23 protein-coding genes are annotated in these 21,022 nt (G+C 39.1%); all 23 read left to right on the top strand.

Translation table 11 applies throughout. The features are described from left to right. Nucleotides 1-44 precede the first annotated feature (44 nt). The 23 genes from KS419_RS22785 (at nt 45) to fliJ (ending at nt 21,012) form a co-directional block, all read left to right on the top strand. Nucleotides 45-827, top strand: coding sequence for a ribonuclease HII (locus tag KS419_RS22785; protein WP_217069240.1), 783 nt, complete (start codon nt 45-47; stop codon nt 825-827). Nucleotides 828-855: 28 nt separating this feature from the next. After that, on the top strand, nt 856-2,142 hold the full coding sequence (locus KS419_RS22780) for a hypothetical protein (RefSeq protein WP_217069238.1): 1,287 nt from the start codon (nt 856-858) through the stop codon (nt 2,140-2,142). Continuing rightward, a complete protein-coding gene (locus KS419_RS22775; protein ID WP_217069237.1) occupies nt 2,139-2,444 on the top strand; it encodes an EscU/YscU/HrcU family type III secretion system export apparatus switch protein in 306 nt (101 codons plus the stop codon). Before KS419_RS22780 ends, KS419_RS22775 begins: the two co-directional genes overlap by 4 nt. Nucleotides 2,445-2,493: 49 nt before the next feature. Then, on the top strand, nt 2,494-2,673 hold the full coding sequence (locus KS419_RS22770) for a small, acid-soluble spore protein, alpha/beta type (RefSeq protein ID WP_217069235.1): 180 nt from the start codon (nt 2,494-2,496) through the stop codon (nt 2,671-2,673). Between the two features lie 3 nt (nt 2,674-2,676). Then, nucleotides 2,677-2,937 (top strand): DUF3905 domain-containing protein, encoded by a 261-nt coding sequence (locus KS419_RS22765; RefSeq protein WP_217069234.1) that lies wholly within the window; start codon nt 2,677-2,679, stop codon nt 2,935-2,937. Between the two features lie 418 nt (nt 2,938-3,355). Further along, nucleotides 3,356-4,519, top strand: coding sequence for an ADP-forming succinate--CoA ligase subunit beta (sucC, locus tag KS419_RS22760; protein WP_217069232.1), 1,164 nt, complete (start codon nt 3,356-3,358; stop codon nt 4,517-4,519). Between the two features lie 17 nt (nt 4,520-4,536). Next, the gene (gene sucD / locus KS419_RS22755) at nt 4,537-5,445 is read left to right on the top strand and encodes a succinate--CoA ligase subunit alpha (RefSeq protein ID WP_217069231.1); all 909 of its coding nucleotides are present in this window, start codon (nt 4,537-4,539) and stop codon (nt 5,443-5,445) included. Nucleotides 5,446-5,582: 137 nt separating this feature from the next. Further along, nucleotides 5,583-6,461 (top strand): DNA-processing protein DprA, encoded by an 879-nt coding sequence (gene dprA, locus KS419_RS22750; RefSeq protein WP_343215109.1) that lies wholly within the window; start codon nt 5,583-5,585, stop codon nt 6,459-6,461. A 196-nt stretch (nt 6,462-6,657) separates the two neighbouring features. Beyond that, nucleotides 6,658-8,730 (top strand): type I DNA topoisomerase, encoded by a 2,073-nt coding sequence (topA, locus tag KS419_RS22745; RefSeq protein WP_217069229.1) that lies wholly within the window; start codon nt 6,658-6,660, stop codon nt 8,728-8,730. A gap of 141 nt (nt 8,731-8,871) precedes the next feature. After that, nucleotides 8,872-10,176 (top strand): FADH(2)-oxidizing methylenetetrahydrofolate--tRNA-(uracil(54)-C(5))-methyltransferase TrmFO, encoded by a 1,305-nt coding sequence (trmFO, locus tag KS419_RS22740; RefSeq protein ID WP_217069228.1) that lies wholly within the window; start codon nt 8,872-8,874, stop codon nt 10,174-10,176. A 70-nt stretch (nt 10,177-10,246) separates the two neighbouring features. Then, nucleotides 10,247-11,137 carry a tyrosine recombinase XerC gene (locus KS419_RS22735; protein ID WP_217069226.1) on the top strand — a complete coding sequence of 297 codons (891 nt, stop codon included), beginning with the start codon at nt 10,247-10,249 and terminating at the stop codon, nt 11,135-11,137. Nucleotides 11,138-11,158: 21 nt separating this feature from the next. Next, complete coding sequence (gene hslV, locus KS419_RS22730) at nt 11,159-11,704, top strand: ATP-dependent protease subunit HslV (RefSeq protein WP_217069224.1); 546 nt, start codon at nt 11,159-11,161, stop codon at nt 11,702-11,704. A gap of 36 nt (nt 11,705-11,740) precedes the next feature. Beyond that, nucleotides 11,741-13,138, top strand: coding sequence for an ATP-dependent protease ATPase subunit HslU (hslU, locus tag KS419_RS22725; RefSeq protein WP_217069223.1), 1,398 nt, complete (start codon nt 11,741-11,743; stop codon nt 13,136-13,138). A 16-nt stretch (nt 13,139-13,154) separates the two neighbouring features. Then, nucleotides 13,155-13,931, top strand: a complete 777-nt coding sequence (codY, locus tag KS419_RS22720; RefSeq protein WP_217069222.1) for a GTP-sensing pleiotropic transcriptional regulator CodY — start codon at nt 13,155-13,157, stop codon at nt 13,929-13,931. Nucleotides 13,932-14,229: 298 nt separating this feature from the next. Beyond that, nucleotides 14,230-14,634: a flagellar basal body rod protein FlgB gene (gene flgB / locus KS419_RS22715; RefSeq protein ID WP_217069219.1), complete on the top strand. Its 405-nt coding sequence runs from the start codon at nt 14,230-14,232 to the stop codon at nt 14,632-14,634. 6 nt (nt 14,635-14,640) lie between these two features. Next, nucleotides 14,641-15,093, top strand: a complete 453-nt coding sequence (flgC, locus tag KS419_RS22710; RefSeq protein ID WP_217069217.1) for a flagellar basal body rod protein FlgC — start codon at nt 14,641-14,643, stop codon at nt 15,091-15,093. Between the two features lie 27 nt (nt 15,094-15,120). Beyond that, nucleotides 15,121-15,426 (top strand): flagellar hook-basal body complex protein FliE, encoded by a 306-nt coding sequence (gene fliE, locus KS419_RS22705; protein ID WP_217069215.1) that lies wholly within the window; start codon nt 15,121-15,123, stop codon nt 15,424-15,426. 73 nt (nt 15,427-15,499) lie between these two features. Then, a complete protein-coding gene (locus KS419_RS22700; protein WP_217069213.1) occupies nt 15,500-15,739 on the top strand; it encodes a hypothetical protein in 240 nt (79 codons plus the stop codon). A 138-nt stretch (nt 15,740-15,877) separates the two neighbouring features. Beyond that, entirely contained in the window at nt 15,878-17,461 is a 1,584-nt protein-coding gene (fliF, locus tag KS419_RS22695; RefSeq protein ID WP_217069211.1) for a flagellar basal-body MS-ring/collar protein FliF, read from the top strand. A gap of 11 nt (nt 17,462-17,472) precedes the next feature. Next, nucleotides 17,473-18,483 (top strand): flagellar motor switch protein FliG, encoded by a 1,011-nt coding sequence (gene fliG / locus KS419_RS22690; protein WP_217069209.1) that lies wholly within the window; start codon nt 17,473-17,475, stop codon nt 18,481-18,483. A 1-nt stretch (nt 18,484) separates the two neighbouring features. Continuing rightward, nucleotides 18,485-19,267 (top strand): flagellar assembly protein FliH, encoded by a 783-nt coding sequence (gene fliH, locus KS419_RS22685; RefSeq protein WP_343215110.1) that lies wholly within the window; start codon nt 18,485-18,487, stop codon nt 19,265-19,267. Then, nucleotides 19,257-20,570: a flagellar protein export ATPase FliI gene (gene fliI, locus KS419_RS22680; protein WP_217069205.1), complete on the top strand. Its 1,314-nt coding sequence runs from the start codon at nt 19,257-19,259 to the stop codon at nt 20,568-20,570. Before fliH ends, fliI begins: the two co-directional genes overlap by 11 nt. 4 nt (nt 20,571-20,574) lie before the next feature. After that, nucleotides 20,575-21,012: a flagellar export protein FliJ gene (gene fliJ, locus KS419_RS22675; protein ID WP_217069203.1), complete on the top strand. Its 438-nt coding sequence runs from the start codon at nt 20,575-20,577 to the stop codon at nt 21,010-21,012. The last annotated feature ends 10 nt before the right edge of the window (nt 21,013-21,022 follow it).

The following is a 21,022-nucleotide window of genomic DNA, read 5'->3' as shown; positions in this document are numbered from 1 at the left end:
ATAGTTCGCAAAAAAATCCGATAGAATGATTAGGGGGAATAAACATGACTGAGATGTCTATCCAGTTGATTAAGGAGAAATTAGAAGAGGTTACTAGCAACGAAGATGATTTCTTATCCACTTTAAGAAGGGATAAAAGAAAAGGTGTCCAAAAATTAGTACATACGTGGGAAAAAAACTATGAAAAAAAAGCGCAATTAAAAGACCAGTTTTTTAATATGCGAGAATATGAAGAGAAATATTGGAAAGAAGGCTATCAGTTCATCGGCGGAATTGATGAAGTTGGCCGAGGCCCCCTTGCTGGACCTGTGGTGACTTCCTGTGTGGTGCTCTCAAAAGATTTTTATCTTCCTGGATTAACAGATTCAAAGAAACTTTCAAAGTTAAAGAGAGACGAATTTTATGATTTTATACTAGCCAATGCAGTGGATGTTGGAATTGGAATGGCAACAGCGGAAGAAATTGATTTCCATAATATCTATCAAGCTACGAAACTAGCGATGAAACGTGCTGTGGAACAAATCCATGTCCCTGTAGATTATTTATTATTGGATGCAATGGAATTACCATTAAACGTTCCCCAGACCTCGTTGATTAAAGGGGATGCAAAGAGTATAAGTATTGCTGCAAGTTCAGTTATTGCAAAAGTAACGAGGGACCGGTATATGGAAAAAATGGGGGAAACCTATCCCCAGTATGGATTCCATAACCACATGGGCTATGGAACAAAAGAACATATAGATGCCATGGCTGTCCATGGGATAACAAAGGAACATCGGCAGTCATTTGCCCCTGTAAAGGAGTATTGTGGCCTTTTAAATACATAAAGTTCATCAGCGAAGGGAAGTTGGTGTAATGTCTTTGATCATACAGCATTTATTCAGCGGGATGAATTCAAGTTCATCCTCCAGGATCCAGTTGAAGCCGGGGCAAGTGTTCCTTGGGAATGTGACAAAATGGTATCCCGATCAACTTGCTCAATTGAAATTAGGCCCTCTTCATGTAACTGCCAAATTAGAAGCATCTCTTGAGAAGGGAAAGGTTTATTTGTTTCGGGTAATGGGAAGTGAAGGTGTACCACGATTAAAAGTAATAGACAGTGCCCCTGTCATATCCCCATCCAATATTCCGTCAGAGCAATCTGCCAATATGGTTTTGAGACAAATGGGCTTAGGGCAATCCTATAATAACGTCTTGTTAGTTCAAAGATTCATACAAGAGAATATCCCTTTTACACAACAAAATATTAGTGAAGGGGCAGCACTTCTCCAATCATCCTCAATGGATCGGGAGCAAAATCTAAACCTTGTAGTAAAGATGCTACAGTATTCCCTCCCTTTAACGAAAGATACTTTCTTGAGTTTTGCGTCTCTTTCTTCTGACAGAACAATTTCGGAAGCCATTCGTTCATTAGAAAAGGCATTGAGCGTCAAGTCATCATTCCAATCCAGTCATTCTCCACTTGCACAACTGTTACAAAGTGTCGTAATAAAAGGAGAAGAAATTCAAGCTACAGGAAAAACTGGTGGATTGAATGGTCAAAATTTATTAGATATATTTGTAAAAGTTGGTTTGCAGGATGAATGGAATGTACGGCAGTATTCAAAACAAGCTTCAACATTAAAATCCATGTTACTTCAGCTAATACAAGATCCATCTCAAAATGAATCAGCCGTAAGAAGACATGCAGAATTTATTGTCCAGCGCTTAACAGCCCTTCAGCTTCTTTCGAGGGACGATTCTTATATTTCACATACCGTAATGCAATTTCCTGTGGAATGGGGAGGAGTACAGAGAGATTGGACTGTTCAATGGGAAGGACGTAAAGATAACAGTGGAATAATTGACGAAGATCATTGCCGAATTGTATTTTACTTACAATTAGAATACTTAAAAGAAACATTGATTGATGTTCAAATACAAAACAGAGTGATCACGTTAACTATTTTCAACGATAACGAAAAACCCACCTCTTTCCAAAGGGATTGGTATCCATTTCTCAAGGAACAATTGCATTCACTTAACTACCACTTATCGGCAATAAAATGGACAACTCCCCCTTCTTCACCTGACGATCAGAAAACGGTAAGTGAACTTGACAGAGACAAGTCTATGTACCGAGGAGTGGATATTCGGATATGAAAAGAGTAAATAGAGTGGACAATCGATCAATAAACAAGAAAAGAGCCGTTGCACTTCGGTATGATAAGAAAGTGGACGATGCCCCTAGGGTAAAAGCTAAGGGAAGAGGGAACGTTGCTGAAGAAATCATACGGAGGGCTAAAGAAGAGAATATCCCCATCCAAGAGGATGCTTCATTAGTGGAAATTCTTTCTCAATTAGAAATGAATGAACGGATTCCTCCAGCCCTATATGAGGTTGTTGCTGAAGTCTTTTCCTTTATATACAAATTGGACCAGTCACAAAAAGGAAAAAACTGCTAGATTCTTTTTTGTTTGTTGCGGTCACCATAAGAAAAAAGGAGGGGTGACCGTGGCTAATAAACGATCTAAATTAGAAGTAGAGGGAATGGATGACTTCATGAATAGCTACAGAGAGGAAATTGCTCAAGAGTTTGGAGTTTTTCAATCAACGCTTCAAACGGAGCAGCAATCATCAATGAATAATGTCACAAAAAAAATCGTTAAACAAAAAAGGGAAGAGAAGCGATAAACCATGAAGAAAAAAAGGGAATTTGAACCTAACCCAGAAACACCATTAGATCATTGGGATGAAAATGTGGATCCTGCCATGATGTCTGGAGATCATTGGGTGGAGGAAGAAGAGGCTCCTTTAGTGGAAAATAACAGGAAGAATGATGGGACGAAACTAAAGCTAGAAACACATAATAAGTATCGTGGCTTACCAAATGAGCGTTTTATGCATCCCACTCATCAAGTGGGTGAGAAGCAATGGAATGACGACGAAACTAGATGAATGAATAGTTTTTGGCTGAAAAAAACTGCTGAAAGTAACAGGACAGCAGTTTTTTCTGTGGCGTTATAGTCTTGTAAATGTTGCAGACACAACTGTTTTAGTATATTTCAGAAAAATCTAACTATTATAACTATTCTGCATTAAGTTATTTTAAGCTTATTATTCACAAAATTGTCGAAAAGTATAGTAAAATAAGCATTGTGCAATACATGGGTAGTTTTTTAATCAATCTGCCCGGCTAAAAGCAATATTATGTATTACCCAGATTCAAATTTTTTAAAGGATTTGCTTAAATTTCAGCGAATCCTATGTATGGTAATATCATATACTCTTTTGTTATGGTTTATATCATGCATGTATCAGTGGAAGTGGAAGGGAAACCTTCCTAAGATCAAATTACTCAGTAAGGAGGCTGGCTATGAATATCCATGAGTATCAAGGTAAAGAAATTCTAAGAAGCTACGGTGTTGCCGTTCCTAATGGGAAAGTTGCCTATTCGGTTGATGAAGCAGTGGAAGCAGCAACGTCTTTAGGTACGCCTGTAACCGTTGTCAAAGCTCAAATCCATGCAGGTGGCCGTGGTAAAGCTGGCGGTGTTAAAGTAGCGAAGAGCTTAGAGGAGGTACGTACATACGCTGACGATATCCTTGGGAAAACGTTAGTGACGCACCAAACAGGTCCACAAGGTAAGGAAGTTAAACGCCTCTTGATTGAAGAAGGCTGCGATATTCAAAGTGAATATTACATCGGCCTTGTTGTTGACCGCGCAACGGACCGTATCGTCATGATGGGTTCTGAAGAAGGGGGAACAGAGATTGAAGAAGTCGCTGAAAAAACCCCAGAAAAGATCTTCAAGGAAATAGTTGATCCAGTTGTAGGATTAATGCCATATCAGGCAAGAAGGCTTGCTTTTAACATTAATATTCCGAAAGATCTAGTTAGGGAAGCTGTGAAGTTCATGATGGGACTGTATCAAGTTTTTGTAGATAAAGATTGTTCCATTGCAGAAATTAATCCCCTCGTTACGACTGGTGACGGAAAAGTAATGGCACTGGATGCAAAATTAAATTTTGATTCAAATGCCCTCTACCGTCAGAAGGCAGTATTGGAGTATCGCGACTTAGATGAAGAGGATCCTAAGGAAATCGAAGCATCTAAATTTGACCTAAGTTATATATCATTAGACGGGAATATTGGTTGTATGGTAAATGGCGCAGGCCTTGCTATGGCAACAATGGATATTATTAAACATTACAATGGTGATCCTGCTAACTTCCTTGATGTTGGTGGTGGTGCAACGAAGGAAAAAGTAACAGAAGCATTTAAAATCATCCTTTCCGATGAAAACGTTAAAGGAATTTACGTTAATATTTTTGGTGGGATTATGAAGTGTGATGTTATTGCAGAAGGTGTTGTTGCAGCAACAAAAGAGGTGGGCTTAAACATTCCACTAGTTGTTCGCTTAGAAGGAACAAACGTTGAACTAGGAAAGAAAATCTTGGAAGAGTCTGGATTAGACATAACCGCAGCTGGATCAATGGCTGATGGTGCAGAAAAAATTGTTTCTCTAGTTAAAGCGTAGGAAAGGCGGGAAATTTGATGAGCATTATGATCAATAAAGATACGAAGGTCATCGTCCAAGGGATCACTGGAGCTACTGGCTTATTCCATACAAAACAAGCAGTGGAATATGGTACAAATGTTGTAGGCGGTGTGACACCTGGTAAAGGTGGCACAGAAGTGGAAGGAATTCCTGTATTTGATACTGTTTCAGATGCAGTGGCAAAAACAGGTGCGAATGCCTCTGTTATTTATGTTCCACCTCCGTTTGCTGCAGATGCCATTATTGAAGCTGCAGATGCAGGTGTTGAACTTGTTATTACGATAACAGAAGGTATTCCGGTAACAGACATGATCAAAGTGAAGCGTTACTTAGAAGGGAAAAACACAAGATTAATCGGACCGAATTGCCCGGGAGTAATCACACCGGAAGAATGTAAAATCGGAATTATGCCTGGATATATTCATAAAAAAGGTCATGTTGGTGTTGTTTCCCGTTCGGGTACATTAACGTATGAGGCAGTACATCAGTTATCCACGGAAGGTATCGGTCAGTCAACAGCTGTAGGTATTGGTGGAGATCCTGTTAATGGAACTAACTTCATTGATGTTTTAAACTTATTTAATGAAGATCCAGATACGTATGCTGTAATTATGATCGGAGAAATTGGTGGAACAGCAGAAGAAGAAGCGGCAGAGTGGATTAAGGCAAACATGAAAAAACCTGTCGTGGGATTCATCGGCGGTCAAACAGCACCTCCAGGAAAACGAATGGGGCATGCTGGAGCAATCATCTCTGGTGGAAAAGGAACAGCCGCAGAAAAGATAAAAACATTGCAGGAATGCGGTGTGCAAGTAGCTGAAACTCCTGCTGTAATGGGTGAAACGCTCATTTCTGTATTAAAAGAAACAGGATTATACGATCAGTGTGTAACACATAAAAAATAATTAAAAAACAGACGACACCATGTCCCCAACCGCCTTTTGGTGTGGGACATGGTTTAGCTTGTCTTCTGGATTTTATTCTCAAAAGTCACTTCACATCCCCTTCCAAAAAACACCCTCAAATGAAAGGATGAATCTCCGTGAATAACTTCAAAAGTCGACTTCTTCACATTCATTATTGCTGTTATGGTAATTATCGAACTGTATTTAACTTATATCGTTTTGACCCCACTTTAAAAGCCCCGTATTCCATGACTATATGGGATTTAATAAATCACTGCAGGTTCTCAAAAAAGCAGGCGGAGACATTTAAAAAATTATTAGATCAAGTGAATTGTGAAAAACTGTTGATGGAATATGATAAACGTGGAATAAAATTTCTTACAATTTTCGACAATGACTATCCTCCTTTATTAAAAGCCATCTTCGACCCCCCTTATGTCCTATATTTTCAAGGAAACAAACAACTACTTAATCATCCCAATTATCTAAGTGTGGTAGGGACACGACATCCAAGCGAATATATAAAACCCGAATTAGAGCAGATTTTACTGCCAATAATAAAAAAGAATATTGTCATTGTGAGTGGCTTAGCTTTAGGGATCGACAAAATGGCGCATGAATTGTCAATTGCTCATGGAGGATCAACGATAGCAGTATTAGCGTACGGATTATATTCCATTTATCCAAAGTCAAATGAAGAATTATTTCATATGATAAGACAAAATCACCTTCTCCTCACAGAATACCCTCCATATATCCGACCACAAAAATGGCAGTTTCCAGAAAGAAACAGACTTATCAGCGGATTGTCGAAAGCCACATTTGTGGTGGAAGCGACAGAAAAAAGTGGTTCTTTAATTACGGGTGATTTGGCTCTACAACAAAATAGAGAAGTTTTTGCATTGCCAGGAAGAATTTCTAACAAGGAATCCAAAGGAACAAACCTGCTGATTCAAGAAGGGGCAAAAATGATATTACATCCAAATGATATTATGGAAGAATATTTCCTGTCATAACCGTGAAAAACATTAAGAGAGATCAGTTCTATCATTCAAAAAATTCAAATTATTTTTTTCCCTAAAAACCTTGATGTGAGTGAGTATATTCATGGTACTATTTCTATAATTTCTCATTTCATGTTTGACAAATCCTAATTTAGTGGTTAATAATAGGGAAGATTTAATTAACCTCTGAAGGGGGAGGAGCTTGGATATGTCCGATTACTTAGTGATCGTGGAATCTCCCGCTAAAGCGAAGACTATTGGAAAATATTTAGGAAAAAAATATACTGTAAAAGCATCAATGGGACATGTAATTGATTTGCCAAAAAGTCAAATGGGTGTTGATGTGGAAGAAGGATATAACCCTAAGTATATTACAATTCGTGGTAAGGGACCGATTCTGAAAGAATTAAAGGCAGCAGCTAAAAAAGCAAAACGTATCTACCTTGCAGCTGACCCCGATCGTGAAGGGGAAGCAATTGCATGGCATTTGGCACACAGTTTAAATATTGATGAAGGTTCAGAATGTCGAGTTGTTTTTAATGAAATAACAAAACAGGCGATAAAAGATTCCTTTAAAACACCTCGGACCATTGACATGAACTTAGTGGATGCTCAGCAGGCAAGACGCGTACTGGACCGTTTAGTAGGGTATAATATAAGCCCATTACTATGGAAGAAAGTGAAAAAAGGGTTAAGTGCAGGGCGTGTTCAATCTGTTGCAGTAAAAATGATTATCGATCGGGAAAAAGAAATCAAAGCGTTCGTACCAGAAGAATACTGGACAATTGAGGCAAACGTATTAAAAGATGGCGAGAAATTTGAGGCAAAATTCACCTCAATTGATGGCGATAAAGTAGAGTTGAAATCTAAAGAAGATGTGGATGAAGTACTAAAAAAACTTACCGGGGATTCATTTACAATAGAGCAAGTGAAGAAGCGGGAAAGAAAGAGAAATCCTGTAGTTCCCTTTACCACATCTTCCTTGCAGCAGGAAGCAGCACGTAAACTTAATTTTCGCGCTAAGAAAACAATGATGCTTGCACAACAACTGTATGAAGGGATTGATATAGGGAAAGAGGGAACAGTTGGTCTTATCACATACATGAGAACGGACTCCACCCGAATTTCAGATACTGCTAAAGGGGAAGTAGCAGAATATATTGAATCCAATTACGGAAAAGAATACTTAAGTAAAGAAGAAACAAAAACAAAGCAAGGGGCAAAAACACAAGATGCCCATGAAGCTATTCGCCCAACATCCGTTACTTTGGATCCAAAGACTGTAAAATCATATCTTAGCAGAGATCAGCTCCGATTGTACAAACTTATCTGGGAAAGATTAGTGGCAAGTCAGATGGCTCCTGCTATTTTAGATACTATGTCTGTGGATCTTGTAAATAACGGTGTGACATTCCGTGCCACTGGGTCAAAGCTAAAGTTCCCTGGTTTTATGAAAGTTTACATTGAAGGCAATGACGATGGGAAAAAAGAGGAAGACCGTCTCCTTCCGGAAATGAGTGAAGGGGAATCGGTGAAAGCAGAAGAGATTAATCCAAATCAACATTTCACGCAGCCTCCTCCGCGATATACTGAGGCACGCCTCGTGAAGACGATGGAGGAACTTGGAATAGGCCGACCGTCCACTTATGCTCCCACACTGGATACAATTCAACGACGGGGCTACGTCGCCTTAGAAGAGAAGCGGTTTGTACCCACTGAATTAGGGGAAATTGTATTAGAATTAATAGAAGAGTTTTTCCCTGAAATTTTAAACGTGGACTTCACTGCAAAAATGGAAACGGACTTGGATTCTGTGGAAGAAGGGGAAGAAAACTGGGTAAAAGTTATTGACCAGTTTTACACAGGATTTGAAAAACGTTTAAAAATAGCTGAGGAAGAAATGGAAGAAGTGGAAATAAAAGATGAACCTGCAGGGGAAGATTGCGAAAAATGTGGACATGAAATGGTCTATAAAATGGGTAGGTTCGGTAAATTTATGGCATGCTCTAATTTCCCGGAATGCCGAAATACAAAAGCTATTATTAAAGAGATTGGTGTAAAATGTCCAGAGTGTAAAGAAGGGAATATCGTTGAGAGACGAAGTAAAAAACGACGAATCTTTTACGGCTGTGACCGGTACCCTGATTGTGAATTCTTGTCATGGGATAAACCGATTGCGAGAACTTGCCCGAAATGTGATAGTATGCTTGTGGAGAAAAAATCGAAAAAGGGCACAAACGTTCAATGTGTGAAATGTGATTATCGGGAGGATCAAAACTAACGATACATTACATTCCTATTCGTCTTACTTGCGCTTTTCTGTAGATTCATGTATATTCCTTAATGATCATATTTAAATTTCAGTGCAACGCTCTGAACTTTGATTAGGGCGCTTGCACTTTTCTAATTGGAGGATTTACCATTGAAACAACATGTTAATGTGATAGGTGCGGGACTAGCAGGCAGTGAAGCGGCGTGGCAGCTTGCCAAAAGAGGTATACCCGTCCATCTATATGAAATGAGACCAGTTAAACAGACTCCTGCACATCACACAGATAAATTTGCTGAATTAGTATGCAGTAACTCCCTAAGGGCAAATACACTTTCGAACGCAGTGGGAGTATTGAAGGAAGAGATGCGAATACTTGATTCAGTCATTATCAGATCTGCAGACGATTGTTCGGTTCCTGCTGGAGGGGCATTAGCAGTTGATCGTCATGAATTTGCAGCACTCGTTACAGAGCGTGTTAAAAATCATGAACTCGTAACTGTTTTTGGAGAAGAAGTTACATCCATTCCAGAGGGTCCCACAATCATTTCAACTGGCCCATTGACATCCGATACTCTTTCTATGGAACTAAAGGCGTTGACTGGAGAAGAGTATTTATATTTCTACGATGCTGCAGCGCCTATTATTGAAGCAGATTCCATCGACCGTGACAAAGTATATTTAAAGTCCCGTTATGACAAGGGAGAAGCGGCATATTTAAACTGCCCTATGAACGAAGAGGAGTTTGACCGTTTTTACAATGCACTGATTGAAGCAGAGACGGTTCCTGTGAAAGAGTTTGAAAAGGAAATGTTTTTTGAAGGGTGTATGCCAATTGAAGTAATGGCAAAGCGAGGAAGGAAAACAATGCTTTTTGGCCCTTTAAAACCTGTTGGCTTAGAGGATCCGAAAACAGGTAAACGCCCATTTGCAGTAGTTCAATTGCGTCAGGACAATAGTTCTGGTACATTATATAATATTGTAGGATTTCAAACACACTTGAAGTGGGGGCCACAGAAGGATGTACTTCAGTTAATTCCAGGTCTGGAAAATGCAGAAATCGTCCGTTATGGGGTAATGCACCGAAATACCTTTATTAATTCCCCCAACCTCCTCGAGCCTACCTATCAATATAAAGGCCGAGATGACTTATTTTTCGCAGGGCAAATGACTGGAGTGGAAGGTTATGTGGAATCTGCTGCTGCCGGTTTAGTGGCAGGAATAAATGCAGCAAGATTTGTGGATGGCCAAGTTCCTGTAGCGTTTCCTGAAGAAACAGTGATAGGCTCAATGGCACAATACATTACAACTGCCAATCCGGATAACTTTCAGCCAATGAACGCAAACTTCGGGTTACTTCCGCCGTTTGAAACAAGAATCAGAAATAAAAAGGAACGGAATGAACAGCATGCTGAACGGGCCTTGGGAACAATTCAGAATTTTGTGAAAAAATTGTAAACTTTATTGAAAGAGCTACTAAATTGTGATACGATTTAGTAGCTTTTAAAAATGAAAAGGTGTAGGAATAATGGTTAATACTTGCCTAAAACAGTTCATTGAATATTTACAGGTGCAAAAACGTGCCTCTGAATATACTTTAACGAATTATCGGTCTGATATTGAAGAACTTTTTCAATGGTATCAAGGGATTTCCCCTCTCGAGATCACCCAGTTCGATGCGCGAAATTATGTGACAGAGCTTACATATCTTGGATTATCAGATTCCACCATTACCAGAAAGGTATCTTCTCTAAGGACCTTTTATCAATTCCTAGTAGGAAAGGGAGAAGTAAGTTATAACCCCTTTCAACTGTTAAAAGTTCCTAAAGTGGAAGTGAGTACTCCAACGACTTTATTAGAGCATGAATTAACAAACCTTTTTCATGCAGCAGGGGGACCTTCCCCCCTTGATAAACGAAATCGGTCTATTCTTGAATTACTTTATGCCACGGGCATTCGTGTTAGTGAATGTGTAGGGTTGAACATAAGTGATTATGATGATGAGATTGGAACGATTAGAATAACTGGAAGAGGAATAAGGGAACGGTATTTACCGATTGGAAAAGCTGCCAATGACGCATTACAATTTTATTTAGAACATGGAAGACCTGAAATCATTTCAAGATATCATCGCTCCCAAGAAAAAGCTATGTTTCTTAACTACCGAGGTGGAAGGCTCACCGATAGGGGAGTACGAGTAATCTTGAATAAATTGATGGAAAGTGCCTCCATACATACAAATATCAGTCCACATGTCATAAGACATACATTTGCTACCCATATGTTAGAGAAGGGGGCAGATTTAAGAACTGTACAAGAACTGCTGGGCCTTCGTAACCTTGCTTCCACACAAATCTATTCCAACGTTACGAAAGACCGGATAAGAGAGGTTTATCGATCATTTCACCCTAGGGCTTAAAGTTGATAGGAGGAATTACCCATGGAACAAATTCGTGGAACCACTATTTTTGCAGTGAAACATCAAGGGAAATGTGCAATGGCAGGAGATGGTCAAGTTACATTTGGGAATGCAGTTGTGATGAAACACACTGCTAAGAAAGTAAGAAAACTATATCGTGGAAAAGTGGTGGCAGGTTTTGCAGGATCTGTAGCAGACGCCTTTACTTTATACGATAAGTTCGAAGAAAAACTGGAGGAATTTGGCGGGAATTTACAACGGGCTGCAGTGGAACTAGCCAAGGAATGGCGAAGTGACCGGATGTTAAGGAAACTGGAAGCGATGTTAATCGTTATGGACCAGTCAAATCTCTATTTAATTGCTGGAACCGGGGAAGTTATCGAACCGGATGATGGGATACTAGCCATCGGTTCTGGAGGTAACTACGCTTTAGCTGCAGGTAGAGCGTTAAAAAAGCATGCGAACCAGTTAACAGCAAAAGAAATTGCCTATGAAGCTTTAAAAACAGCAGCGGATATTTGTGTCTATACGAATGAAGAGATTATTGTGGAAGAGTTACATGAGTAAAGAACCTTACCTAGATAGAACAAGGGAGGAAAAAAAATGAGTGAGAAATTAACACCACGACAAATAGTAGAAAAGTTAGACCAATACATTGTTGGGCAAGACAAAGCTAAGAAGTCTGTGGCTGTTGCCCTTAGAAACCGCTATCGAAGAAGTCAGCTAGAGGAAAGTATTCGTGAGGAAATTACTCCGAAGAATATTTTGATGATAGGTCCTACTGGTGTGGGAAAAACAGAAATTGCAAGGCGTTTGGCAAAATTGGTTGGTGCGCCATTTGTTAAAGTGGAAGCAACTAAGTTTACAGAAGTTGGATATGTAGGCAGAGATGTGGAATCCATGGTTCGAGACCTGGTGGAGACCTCCATCAGACTTGTGAAAGAAGAAAAAATGGTTAAAGTAAAGTCTCAAGCAGAGGAAAATGCCAATCAACGTTTAGTTGCCCTCTTAGTCCCTACGAAGAAAAAGGAAACGAATTACCGTAATCCCCTTGAAATGTTGTTTCAAGGCTCACAAGGCGATACAGAAGAGCAGGAAGAGACAAAGGAAGAGGAATCGATACGGGACCACCGAAAGCGTATCGCTCATCAATTAGCGATGGGGGAGCTTGAAGACCATTATGTCACGATTGAGGTTGACGAGCAGCAGTCAAACTTCCTTGATATGTTTCAAGGGGCAGGAATGGACCAAATGGGTATGAATATGCAGGAAATGCTTGGTAACATGATGCCTAAACGGAAAAAACGCCGAAAATTAACGGTGAGGGAAGCCAGAAATGTCTTAACGGTGGATGAAGCTCAAAAATTAATCGATATGGATGAAGTAACACAAGATGCCGTTTCAAAAGCGGAACAATTGGGAATCATTTTTATTGACGAGATTGATAAGGTAGCTGGTAAAAAGCAGCAACAGTCAGCAGATGTTTCTAGAGAAGGGGTCCAAAGGGATATCCTTCCGATTGTGGAAGGTTCGACAGTTATTACAAAATATGGACCGGTTAAAACAGATCATGTTTTATTCGTAGCAGCAGGGGCGTTTCATTTTTCGAAACCTTCTGACTTAATTCCGGAATTACAAGGACGTTTTCCAATTCGTGTTGAATTATCCAGTTTGACGGAAGAAGATTTCATCCGTATCTTAGTGGATCCAAATAATGCTCTAACCAAACAATATCAGGCTTTATTAGAAACAGAAGGAATAAAATTGAAATTTTCTGACGATGCTATTCGTACCATTGCAAAAATTGCGGCTGAAGTGAATGAAGAAACAGAAAACATTGGCGCAAGAAGACTCCATACCATTTTAGAGAAACTACTTGAAGATCTATCATACGAAGCATCTGAAATAACCATGGAAGAAATAGTTATAACAAAGGAGTATGTCGAGGAAAAACTACAAGACGTAGTGAAAAATCGAGATCTCAGTCAGTACATTTTATAATTTAGGAGGAGAAGGAATGGATTTACTATCAAAAACAAGAAAAATTAATGATTTATTACAAAAAAGTGGTGGTCAATCAGTCAACTTTAAAGATATGGCAGTAACTTTAAGGGATGTGATTGAGGCTAATGTTTTTATCGTCAGCCGACGTGGGAAATTGTTGGGTTATTCCATTAAACAGGAAATTGAAAATCAACGTATGAAGCAAATGTTAGAAGAGCGCCAGTTTCCGGAAGAGTATACTCAAGGTTTATTCAAATTAGATGAAACATCCTCTAACTTAGATATTAACAGTGAATTTACAGCTTTCCCTGTGGAAAATAAAGATCTGTTTGCTAATGGCTTAACAACTGTAGTACCGATCTCAGGTGGTGGTCAACGATTAGGAACTTTAATCTTAGCAAGGCTTGAACGCTCTTTTGACAATGACGATTTACTGCTTGGAGAGTATGGTGCAACAGTGGTTGGAATGGAGATTCTTCATGAGAAAACAGAAGAGATTGAACAGGAAGCAAGAAGTAAAGCAGTTGTTCAAATGGCAATCAGTTCGTTATCTTACAGTGAATTAGAAGCTGTGGAACATATTTTTGAAGAGCTTGAGGGAAATGAAGGTCTCCTTGTGGCAAGTAAAATTGCAGATAGGGTGGGAATTACACGATCAGTAATTGTAAATGCCCTTAGAAAGTTAGAGAGTGCTGGAGTCATTGAATCCCGATCCTTAGGAATGAAAGGGACGTATATTAAAGTATTAAATAACAAATTCCTTATGGAATTGGATAAGTTAAAAAATTAATGTCCGATGAAAATAGGAATTAGTAAAAATAGTGATGGAGAAGGTATTTTAAGCTAGTGCTTACATGCCTTCTTTTTTTTCGTTATTATGACTATATTCATAATTATAGATAGGTCTTTTGTATTGACATAGTTAAATTTTCAAGACTGTTAGACATTAACTATTAGATTAATATAAAATACACCTAGTAGCAGTTTTACTCACATTTTGTAGAAATAACTAGATTCCGCTGTTATTTTTAATATTATGGGAATAAATCAGAGTACGTAATCATGATTTTGCTAAGGAGGTAGTCCTTTTGAACTTAGTAAACAATTCCACAAATTCGTTATTACAAACTGCCATGTCGTCTGCAATGACAAGACAAAAGACCATTGCAAATAACATAGCCAATGCTGACACACCCAATTACAAAGCGAAGAAAACAGTGTTTACTCATGAATTAAATCAAGCCATGGATAGACAAAGAATGGACGCCCATCTTACAGACAAGCGTCATTTTCCATTTGGAGGGAATTCCCGAGCAGATGGAGCCCGTGTAGTTGAACGGAAAGATACTCAGATGAATAACAATGGAAACAATGTTGATATTGATATGGAAATGGCTGATCTTGCCAAAAATCAAATCTATTATAATACACTGATTGATCGTTTGAATGGCAGATTTAATAGTATCCGAACCGTATTAGGGCAAGGGAGGTAAAGGGAAGTGACAATATTTCATGGAATGAACATTACTGCATCAGCCCTTACAGCACAAAGATTAAGGATGGATGTTATCTCGGCGAATATGGCAAACGCAGATACTACGAGAGGAAGAATGGTAGACGGACAATGGGAACCGTACCGACGAAAGATGGTTGTTATGGAGCCTAATAGTTCATCCTTTGCCACACAGTTAGATAAGGCAATGGGAAGAAGTTCAGAGTCAAGTCAAGGTGTAAAAATCAGAAACATTGTGGAAGATCAAACACCGTATAAATTAGCCTACCAACCTGAACATCCAGATGCAAATGATGATGGTTATGTATTATTGCCGAACGTTGATCCTTTAAAGGAAATGATTGATTTGATGGGTACAACTCGTTCCTATGAAGCGAACGTAACCACCTTTGATGCACATAAAAATATGCTTTTAAAAGCATTGGAAATTGGCCGATAATTAATGTTCATTTAAGGAGTGAATAAAATGGAAATCAATAATCTACAAAATTTGCAATCGATTATGAAACCTGTAAACACCGAAGGAAATAAAATTAGTTCCCATGAGGCTCAAACATCTTTTAAACAGATGTTAAATGAAGCGATTACAAATGTGAACCAGAAACAATTAGATTCACAGAAAATGACAGAGAAATTGGTCCGTGGAGAAGATATTGATTTACATGATGTAATGATAACTGCTCAAAAGGCCAGTATTACACTCCAAACAACTGTAGAAGTTCGAAATAAAGTTGTAGAAGCCTATCAGGAAGTCATGAGAATGCAAGTTTAATATTATTGTTTTGTAAAGATAAGGATGAGTTATCTTTTTTATATCAAGCTCAGCGACGAGCGTTTACTTCTAGTTGCCTCAACGGACAGGACGTCCTAATATCGGGCATGCCACAGGACGTGGCGTTTTGCCCGATGAACGGACAGGACGTCCTAATATCGGGCATGCCACAGGACGTGGCGTTTTGCCCGATGGACGGATAAACAACAGAGCGATGCTTGTAGAGGAAGAGGCACTGCCCTACGCTCGTAACCTTAGGCGCTTGCGCTTTTCTTCATTCTATGAATATCTTTACAATCACTATTATCGGTAAATTAATTAAAAGTTTTAGAAAAAAATTTATTTTTTTTATCAAATGATTTGTCTGGGTAATGACATTTGCCTTCTTCAGAAATGAATACATCAATCAATGAGCACCTAATAAACTATCGTTGCACTATTTGGAGGAACCATGAACGAAAAAATGAATGACTTAAAAAACACTACAATCGAATTTTGGCAGGGTAAGACCAAAAAACAACAACGTCTACTCATTTTTTCTTTCGTCTTCATATTATTACTACTCTTAACGGTGTTGTGGTTTGGTTCTAGGACAAACTATGTCCCCCTATATTCCAATCTAACGTTACAGGAAACTGGTGAGATAAAAGGGATATTAGATGCCAGGGGAGTTCCATCTGAAATTGTTGATAATGGTACAACGATTTTAGTACCAGAAAACAGTGTAAATGAACTGAAAGTCAACCTTGCTGCTGAAGGGGTTCCTAACAGTGGCAGAATCGACTATGGAACATTCAGAGATAATATGGGATTCGGTACTACTGATAATGAGTTTAATCTATTAGAGAGGGCAGCACTGCAATCAAACATAGAGGATCTTATTCGTAATATTACAGGTGTAAGAGCCGCACAAGTGATGATAACGATTCCGGAAGGAAGTTTTTGGGTCACTGATGATCAGGATCAGGCAACGGCATCTGTATTAGTGAATATGGAAACTGGATACAGATTGGACCAAAGTCAAGTAAGGGCGCTTTATCATCTAGTTTCTAAAAGTGTCCCTAATTTACCGGTTGAAAATATCGTGATAATGGATCAATTGGGGCAGTTTTTAGAATTAAATGATGATCCATCAGGAATAAACTCATCTCTCACAGTCTATGAACAGCAGCGTAATATTCAACGGGAGATTGAAAGGGACATTCAAAGACAACTACAACAGATGCTTGGAACGATGATGGGGCCTGATAAAGTACTCGTCTCTGTAACAACAGATCTAGATTTTACACAAGAGAATCGTCAAGAGCAACTTGTAACACCTGTTGATGAAGAAAATATGTCTGGAATAGCAGTGAGTGTTGAAAGGATTACAGAGACCTACACCGGTGATGATGTTCCAGAAGGTGGAATTCCTGGAACTGGTGAAGATGACGTGCCAGGTTATCCGGGAGGGGCTACTGGGAATGCAGGGGATTACGAACGAATAGAAGAAAGAATAAATAATGATTTTAATCGGATTCAGAGAGAGATTGTGGAAAGTCCATATAAGATTAGAGATATTGGTATTCAGGTGATGGTGGAACCACCTGATCCTGATGATCCTCAATCACTCCCTTTTGAAAGAATTAATGATATACAGCAAATACTTAGTCAAATAGTTAGAACATCCATTGACATGGAATATACAGACGGTTGGGAGCAACAAGATTTTCAGGACCGTATTTTTGTATCATCTCAACCATTTTTCGGTAAAGTGAATCTAGAAGAGCCTCCAACAGGCATTCCTTCATGGTACTTTATCGTAGGTGCCCTTGTCCTCTTTATTATAGTATTACTGTTCCTCTTATTCCGAAGAAGTAAAAAAGTGGAGGAGACGGAAGAGGAAGAGACGGAAGAACCATCGGAATTTGAAATGCCTCCCATTGAAGAAAGGAATTCAGAGGAGAGGGCACGTCGAATGCAACTTGAAAAACTGGCGCGGGAGAAACCAGACGAGTTTTCTAAACTAATACGAACTTGGCTATCAGAGGACTAGGGGGAAGAGTAGTGGCGAAAAAAAAGCAATTAACAGGAAAAGAGAAAGCTGCAATATTACTCATATCTTTAGGTCCGGATATATCTGCAAGAATTTATAAACATTTAACGGAAGAGGAAATTGAAAAGTTAACACTAGAGATTTCTGGGGTCCGAAAGGTCGATAACGAAACGAAAGATGAAGTTTTACAACAATTTCACCAGTTAGCGATTGCACAAGACTACATTACTCAAGGTGGAATTGGATACGCAAAAAATGTATTGGAAAAGGCGTTAGGTCAAGAGGAAGCGATGGAAATAATCAATCGCCTTACATCCACTCTACAAGTGAGACCTTTTGATTTTGCACGAAAGGCAGATCCCACACAGATCTTAAATTTCATTCAGAATGAGCATCCACAAACGATTGCTCTCATTTTATCGTATTTAGACAGTGAACAGGCGGGACAAATTCTGTCATCACTTCCTCAAGGGGTTCAAGCGGATGTGGCAAGACGAATTGCATTAATGGATAGTACTTCACCGGAAATCGTAAATGAAGTGGAAAACATTCTGGAACGGAAATTATCCGCCACAGTTACTCAGGACTATACTCAGGCCGGTGGAATAGAATCGGTGGTAGAAGTGTTGAATAGTGTAGATCGTAGTACAGAACGAACGATTTTAGATGCTCTGGAAATCCAAGATCCTGAATTGGCGGAGGAAATTAAAAAACGGATGTTTGTATTTGAAGACATCGTCACCCTTGACAACCGTTCGATTCAACGTGTGATCCGTGATGTTGAAAATGAGGACCTTCAATTAGCTCTTAAAGTGGCAAGTGAAGAAGTGAAAGAAACTGTGTTTAGTAATATGTCACAACGGATGGCAGAAACCTTTAAGGAAGAGATGGAGTTTATGGGTCCAGTTCGACTTCGGGATGTGGAAGAAGCACAAACTCGTATCGTAGGGGTAATACGAAGGTTGGAAGATGCCGGTGAAATTGTCATTGCCCGAGGTGGAGGGGATGATATCATTGTCTAAAGTGATTAAATCGCATACAAACAATAAACAAGTGGATTCTAAAACAATTAAAATAAGGACACTCACATTGCCTATGGAACAAGATAATTATAATAACAAATCTTCCATACCAGGCCATGAAGGTCACTATTTAGAACAAGAAAGGGTATTGAAAGAAACGGAGAAACAGGCCAATCAGATGATGGAAGATGCGAAACAACAAATTAAAGTTTGGAAAGAGGAGTTGGAAGCATCTCAATTACAACTAGAAGGGGAAAGGGAAAGAGTTTTCAGGGAGGCAGAGCAACAGGGGCAACAAAATGGGTATAATGACGGTTTATTGCAAGGAAAACTGGAGTATGAGGCTAACATTAAAGAATCACAACAAATCATTACGAAAGCGAAGGAAGACTATTATAAACGTATCGAAGAATCAGAGACAATCATGTTGGATTTAGCAGTTGAACTTGCAGAGAAAATAATCGGGAAAACACTAGAAGAGAATCCACAAGCGTGGCTACACCTCCTGAAGGAAGCGGTTGAGGAAGTGAGGGGACACGAAGAGGTGAAAATTCTTGTTCATCCAAAACAATACGAAATCACAAGTCAGCACCAGCATGAATTGAAGCAGCTGGCTTTACATACAAATGCTCTCTATATATTCCCTGATCATTCTCTGAAGGAAAATGCATGCATCATCGAGACACCATTTGGTCAAGTGGAGGCAAGTGTAGACAGTCAGTTAAAAGAAATAAAACGTATTCTTTATGAAAAACTTAAAGAAGGTCAACACTATGAAGCTTAGTCAATTAATACAGGAAGTCCATTCCATCAAGTCCTTTGTCCATTATGGAAAGGTGACCCAAGTCGTAGGATTAATGATTGAATCCAAAGGCCCAAAAGTATCCATAGGTGAGATTTGTTATATTCATGTAGGCTCGCCCACCTTTCGGAAAGTGATGGTGGAAGTGGTGGGTTTCCGTGATGAAAATGTTTTATTAATGCCATTTGATACTATTCAGGAAATTGCACCTGGCAGCTTAGTAGAAGGAACAAATAAACCTCTTCAAATAAAAATCGGAACAAGTTTAATTGGGAAAGTGGTAGATGGGTTAGGAAGATCATTGGATGAGGCGGAGATGGAAAATGGAAGAATTGCTTTTCCCACAGATAATCCACCACCAAATCCTTTATCACGACCAAGGATAACTGAACCAATGAGTTTAGGGGTTAGGGCAATCGATGGATTATTTACAGTTGGGAAAGGACAGCGTGTGGGGATTTTTGCAGGAAGTGGTGTTGGAAAAAGTACGCTAATGGCAATGATTGCGAAAAACTCGGATGCAGATATTAACGTTATCGCTCTTATTGGTGAACGGGGACGTGAGGTTAGGGATTTTGTTGAAAGGGACCTAGGGGTCGATGGATTACAAAATTCTATTGTTATCGTAGCAACATCCGACCAGCCTGCACTCATGAGAATAAAAGGAGCAATGACTGCTACGGCAATTGCAGAATTTTTTAGGAACCAGGGGTTGAATGTCACGTTAATGATGGATTCTGTTACTAGAGTTGCAATGGCACAACGTGAAATTGGTTTAGCGACAGGGGAACCCCCTACAACGAAAGGTTATACCCCATCAGTATTTGCCCTTTTACCAAGATTACTAGAACGAAGCGGGACAAATGAGTTTGGCAGCATCACTGCTTTTTATACAGTACTTGTTGATGGGGACGATATGAATGAACCCATATCGGACACAGTTCGGGGAATATTAGACGGGCACTTAGTACTAGACAGGAAACTAGCTAATAAAGGACAATTTCCAGCCATAAATGTATTAACGAGTATCAGTCGAATTATGAATGAGATTGTTTCAGACGAACACCGGAATGCTGCAGACCACCTAAGAACGTTACTGGCCAGTTACCACGATACGGAAGATTTGATCAACATTGGAGCTTATAAACGGGGGACTAATAAAGTTGTGGATGAAGCAATCATGCGTTATCCATCAATCATCGAATTTTTAAAGCAGGAAGTTAACGAAAAAGTTACCTATGAAGATGTGATGAATCAATTAATCTCAGAATTTCCAAGGGGGTAATGTGATGACGTTTCAATTTACACTCCAAAAGGTCTTAGAAGTGAAAGAGCACCAAAAAACAGAAGACCAATTGGTATATAGGGAGGCTTTAAAAAAATTCGAAGATGTGGCAACGGAACTATACAATCATTTAAAGAAAAAGGAAGATCTCCTGGAAATCTATGAGAGAAAGATTTCGAATGGTGTGCCCATATCTGAAATACAGCAAACTCAGGAAAACGTACGTTTTTTGGAACTCCAGATTGACAGATTACAACAATCGACACAAATGGCAAGGAGTGCCATGAACGAAAGTCACCTTCACTTAATGGCATCTGCTGTTGACGTAAAGAAGTTTGAAAAAATCAAAGAAAAAAAACACGAGCAATTCGAATGGAATCAAAAGCAACTGGAAAACAAATTTCTCGATGAAGTATCAGTCCAACAATATTTGAACCGGTGAATAGGGTGAA

Source organism: Evansella tamaricis (assembly GCF_019042215.1).
Lineage (GTDB): Bacteria > Bacillota > Bacilli > Bacillales > Salisediminibacteriaceae > Evansella > Evansella tamaricis.
The sequence above is the reverse complement of the archived record's forward strand: the minus strand, read 5'-3'. Positions and strand labels throughout refer to the sequence as shown.

Bases quoted from the DNA above. Each gene is read 5' to 3' on its own strand.
- KS419_RS22785 (WP_217069240.1), top strand. From the start codon at position 45: ATGACTGAGATGTCTATCCAGTTGATTAAGGAGAAATTAGAAGAGGTT.
- KS419_RS22780 (WP_217069238.1), top strand. From the start codon at position 856: ATGTCTTTGATCATACAGCATTTATTCAGCGGGATGAATTCAAGTTCA.
- KS419_RS22775 (WP_217069237.1), top strand. From the start codon at position 2,139: ATGAAAAGAGTAAATAGAGTGGACAATCGATCAATAAACAAGAAAAGA.
- KS419_RS22765 (WP_217069234.1), top strand. From the start codon at position 2,677: ATGAAGAAAAAAAGGGAATTTGAACCTAACCCAGAAACACCATTAGAT.
- sucC (WP_217069232.1), top strand. From the start codon at position 3,356: ATGAATATCCATGAGTATCAAGGTAAAGAAATTCTAAGAAGCTACGGT.
- sucD (WP_217069231.1), top strand. From the start codon at position 4,537: ATGAGCATTATGATCAATAAAGATACGAAGGTCATCGTCCAAGGGATC.
- topA (WP_217069229.1), top strand. From the start codon at position 6,658: ATGTCCGATTACTTAGTGATCGTGGAATCTCCCGCTAAAGCGAAGACT.
- KS419_RS22735 (WP_217069226.1), top strand. From the start codon at position 10,247: ATGGTTAATACTTGCCTAAAACAGTTCATTGAATATTTACAGGTGCAA.
- hslV (WP_217069224.1), top strand. From the start codon at position 11,159: ATGGAACAAATTCGTGGAACCACTATTTTTGCAGTGAAACATCAAGGG.
- hslU (WP_217069223.1), top strand. From the start codon at position 11,741: ATGAGTGAGAAATTAACACCACGACAAATAGTAGAAAAGTTAGACCAA.
- codY (WP_217069222.1), top strand. From the start codon at position 13,155: ATGGATTTACTATCAAAAACAAGAAAAATTAATGATTTATTACAAAAA.
- fliE (WP_217069215.1), top strand. From the start codon at position 15,121: ATGGAAATCAATAATCTACAAAATTTGCAATCGATTATGAAACCTGTA.
- fliF (WP_217069211.1), top strand. From the start codon at position 15,878: ATGAACGAAAAAATGAATGACTTAAAAAACACTACAATCGAATTTTGG.
- fliI (WP_217069205.1), top strand. From the start codon at position 19,257: ATGAAGCTTAGTCAATTAATACAGGAAGTCCATTCCATCAAGTCCTTT.
- fliJ (WP_217069203.1), top strand. From the start codon at position 20,575: ATGACGTTTCAATTTACACTCCAAAAGGTCTTAGAAGTGAAAGAGCAC.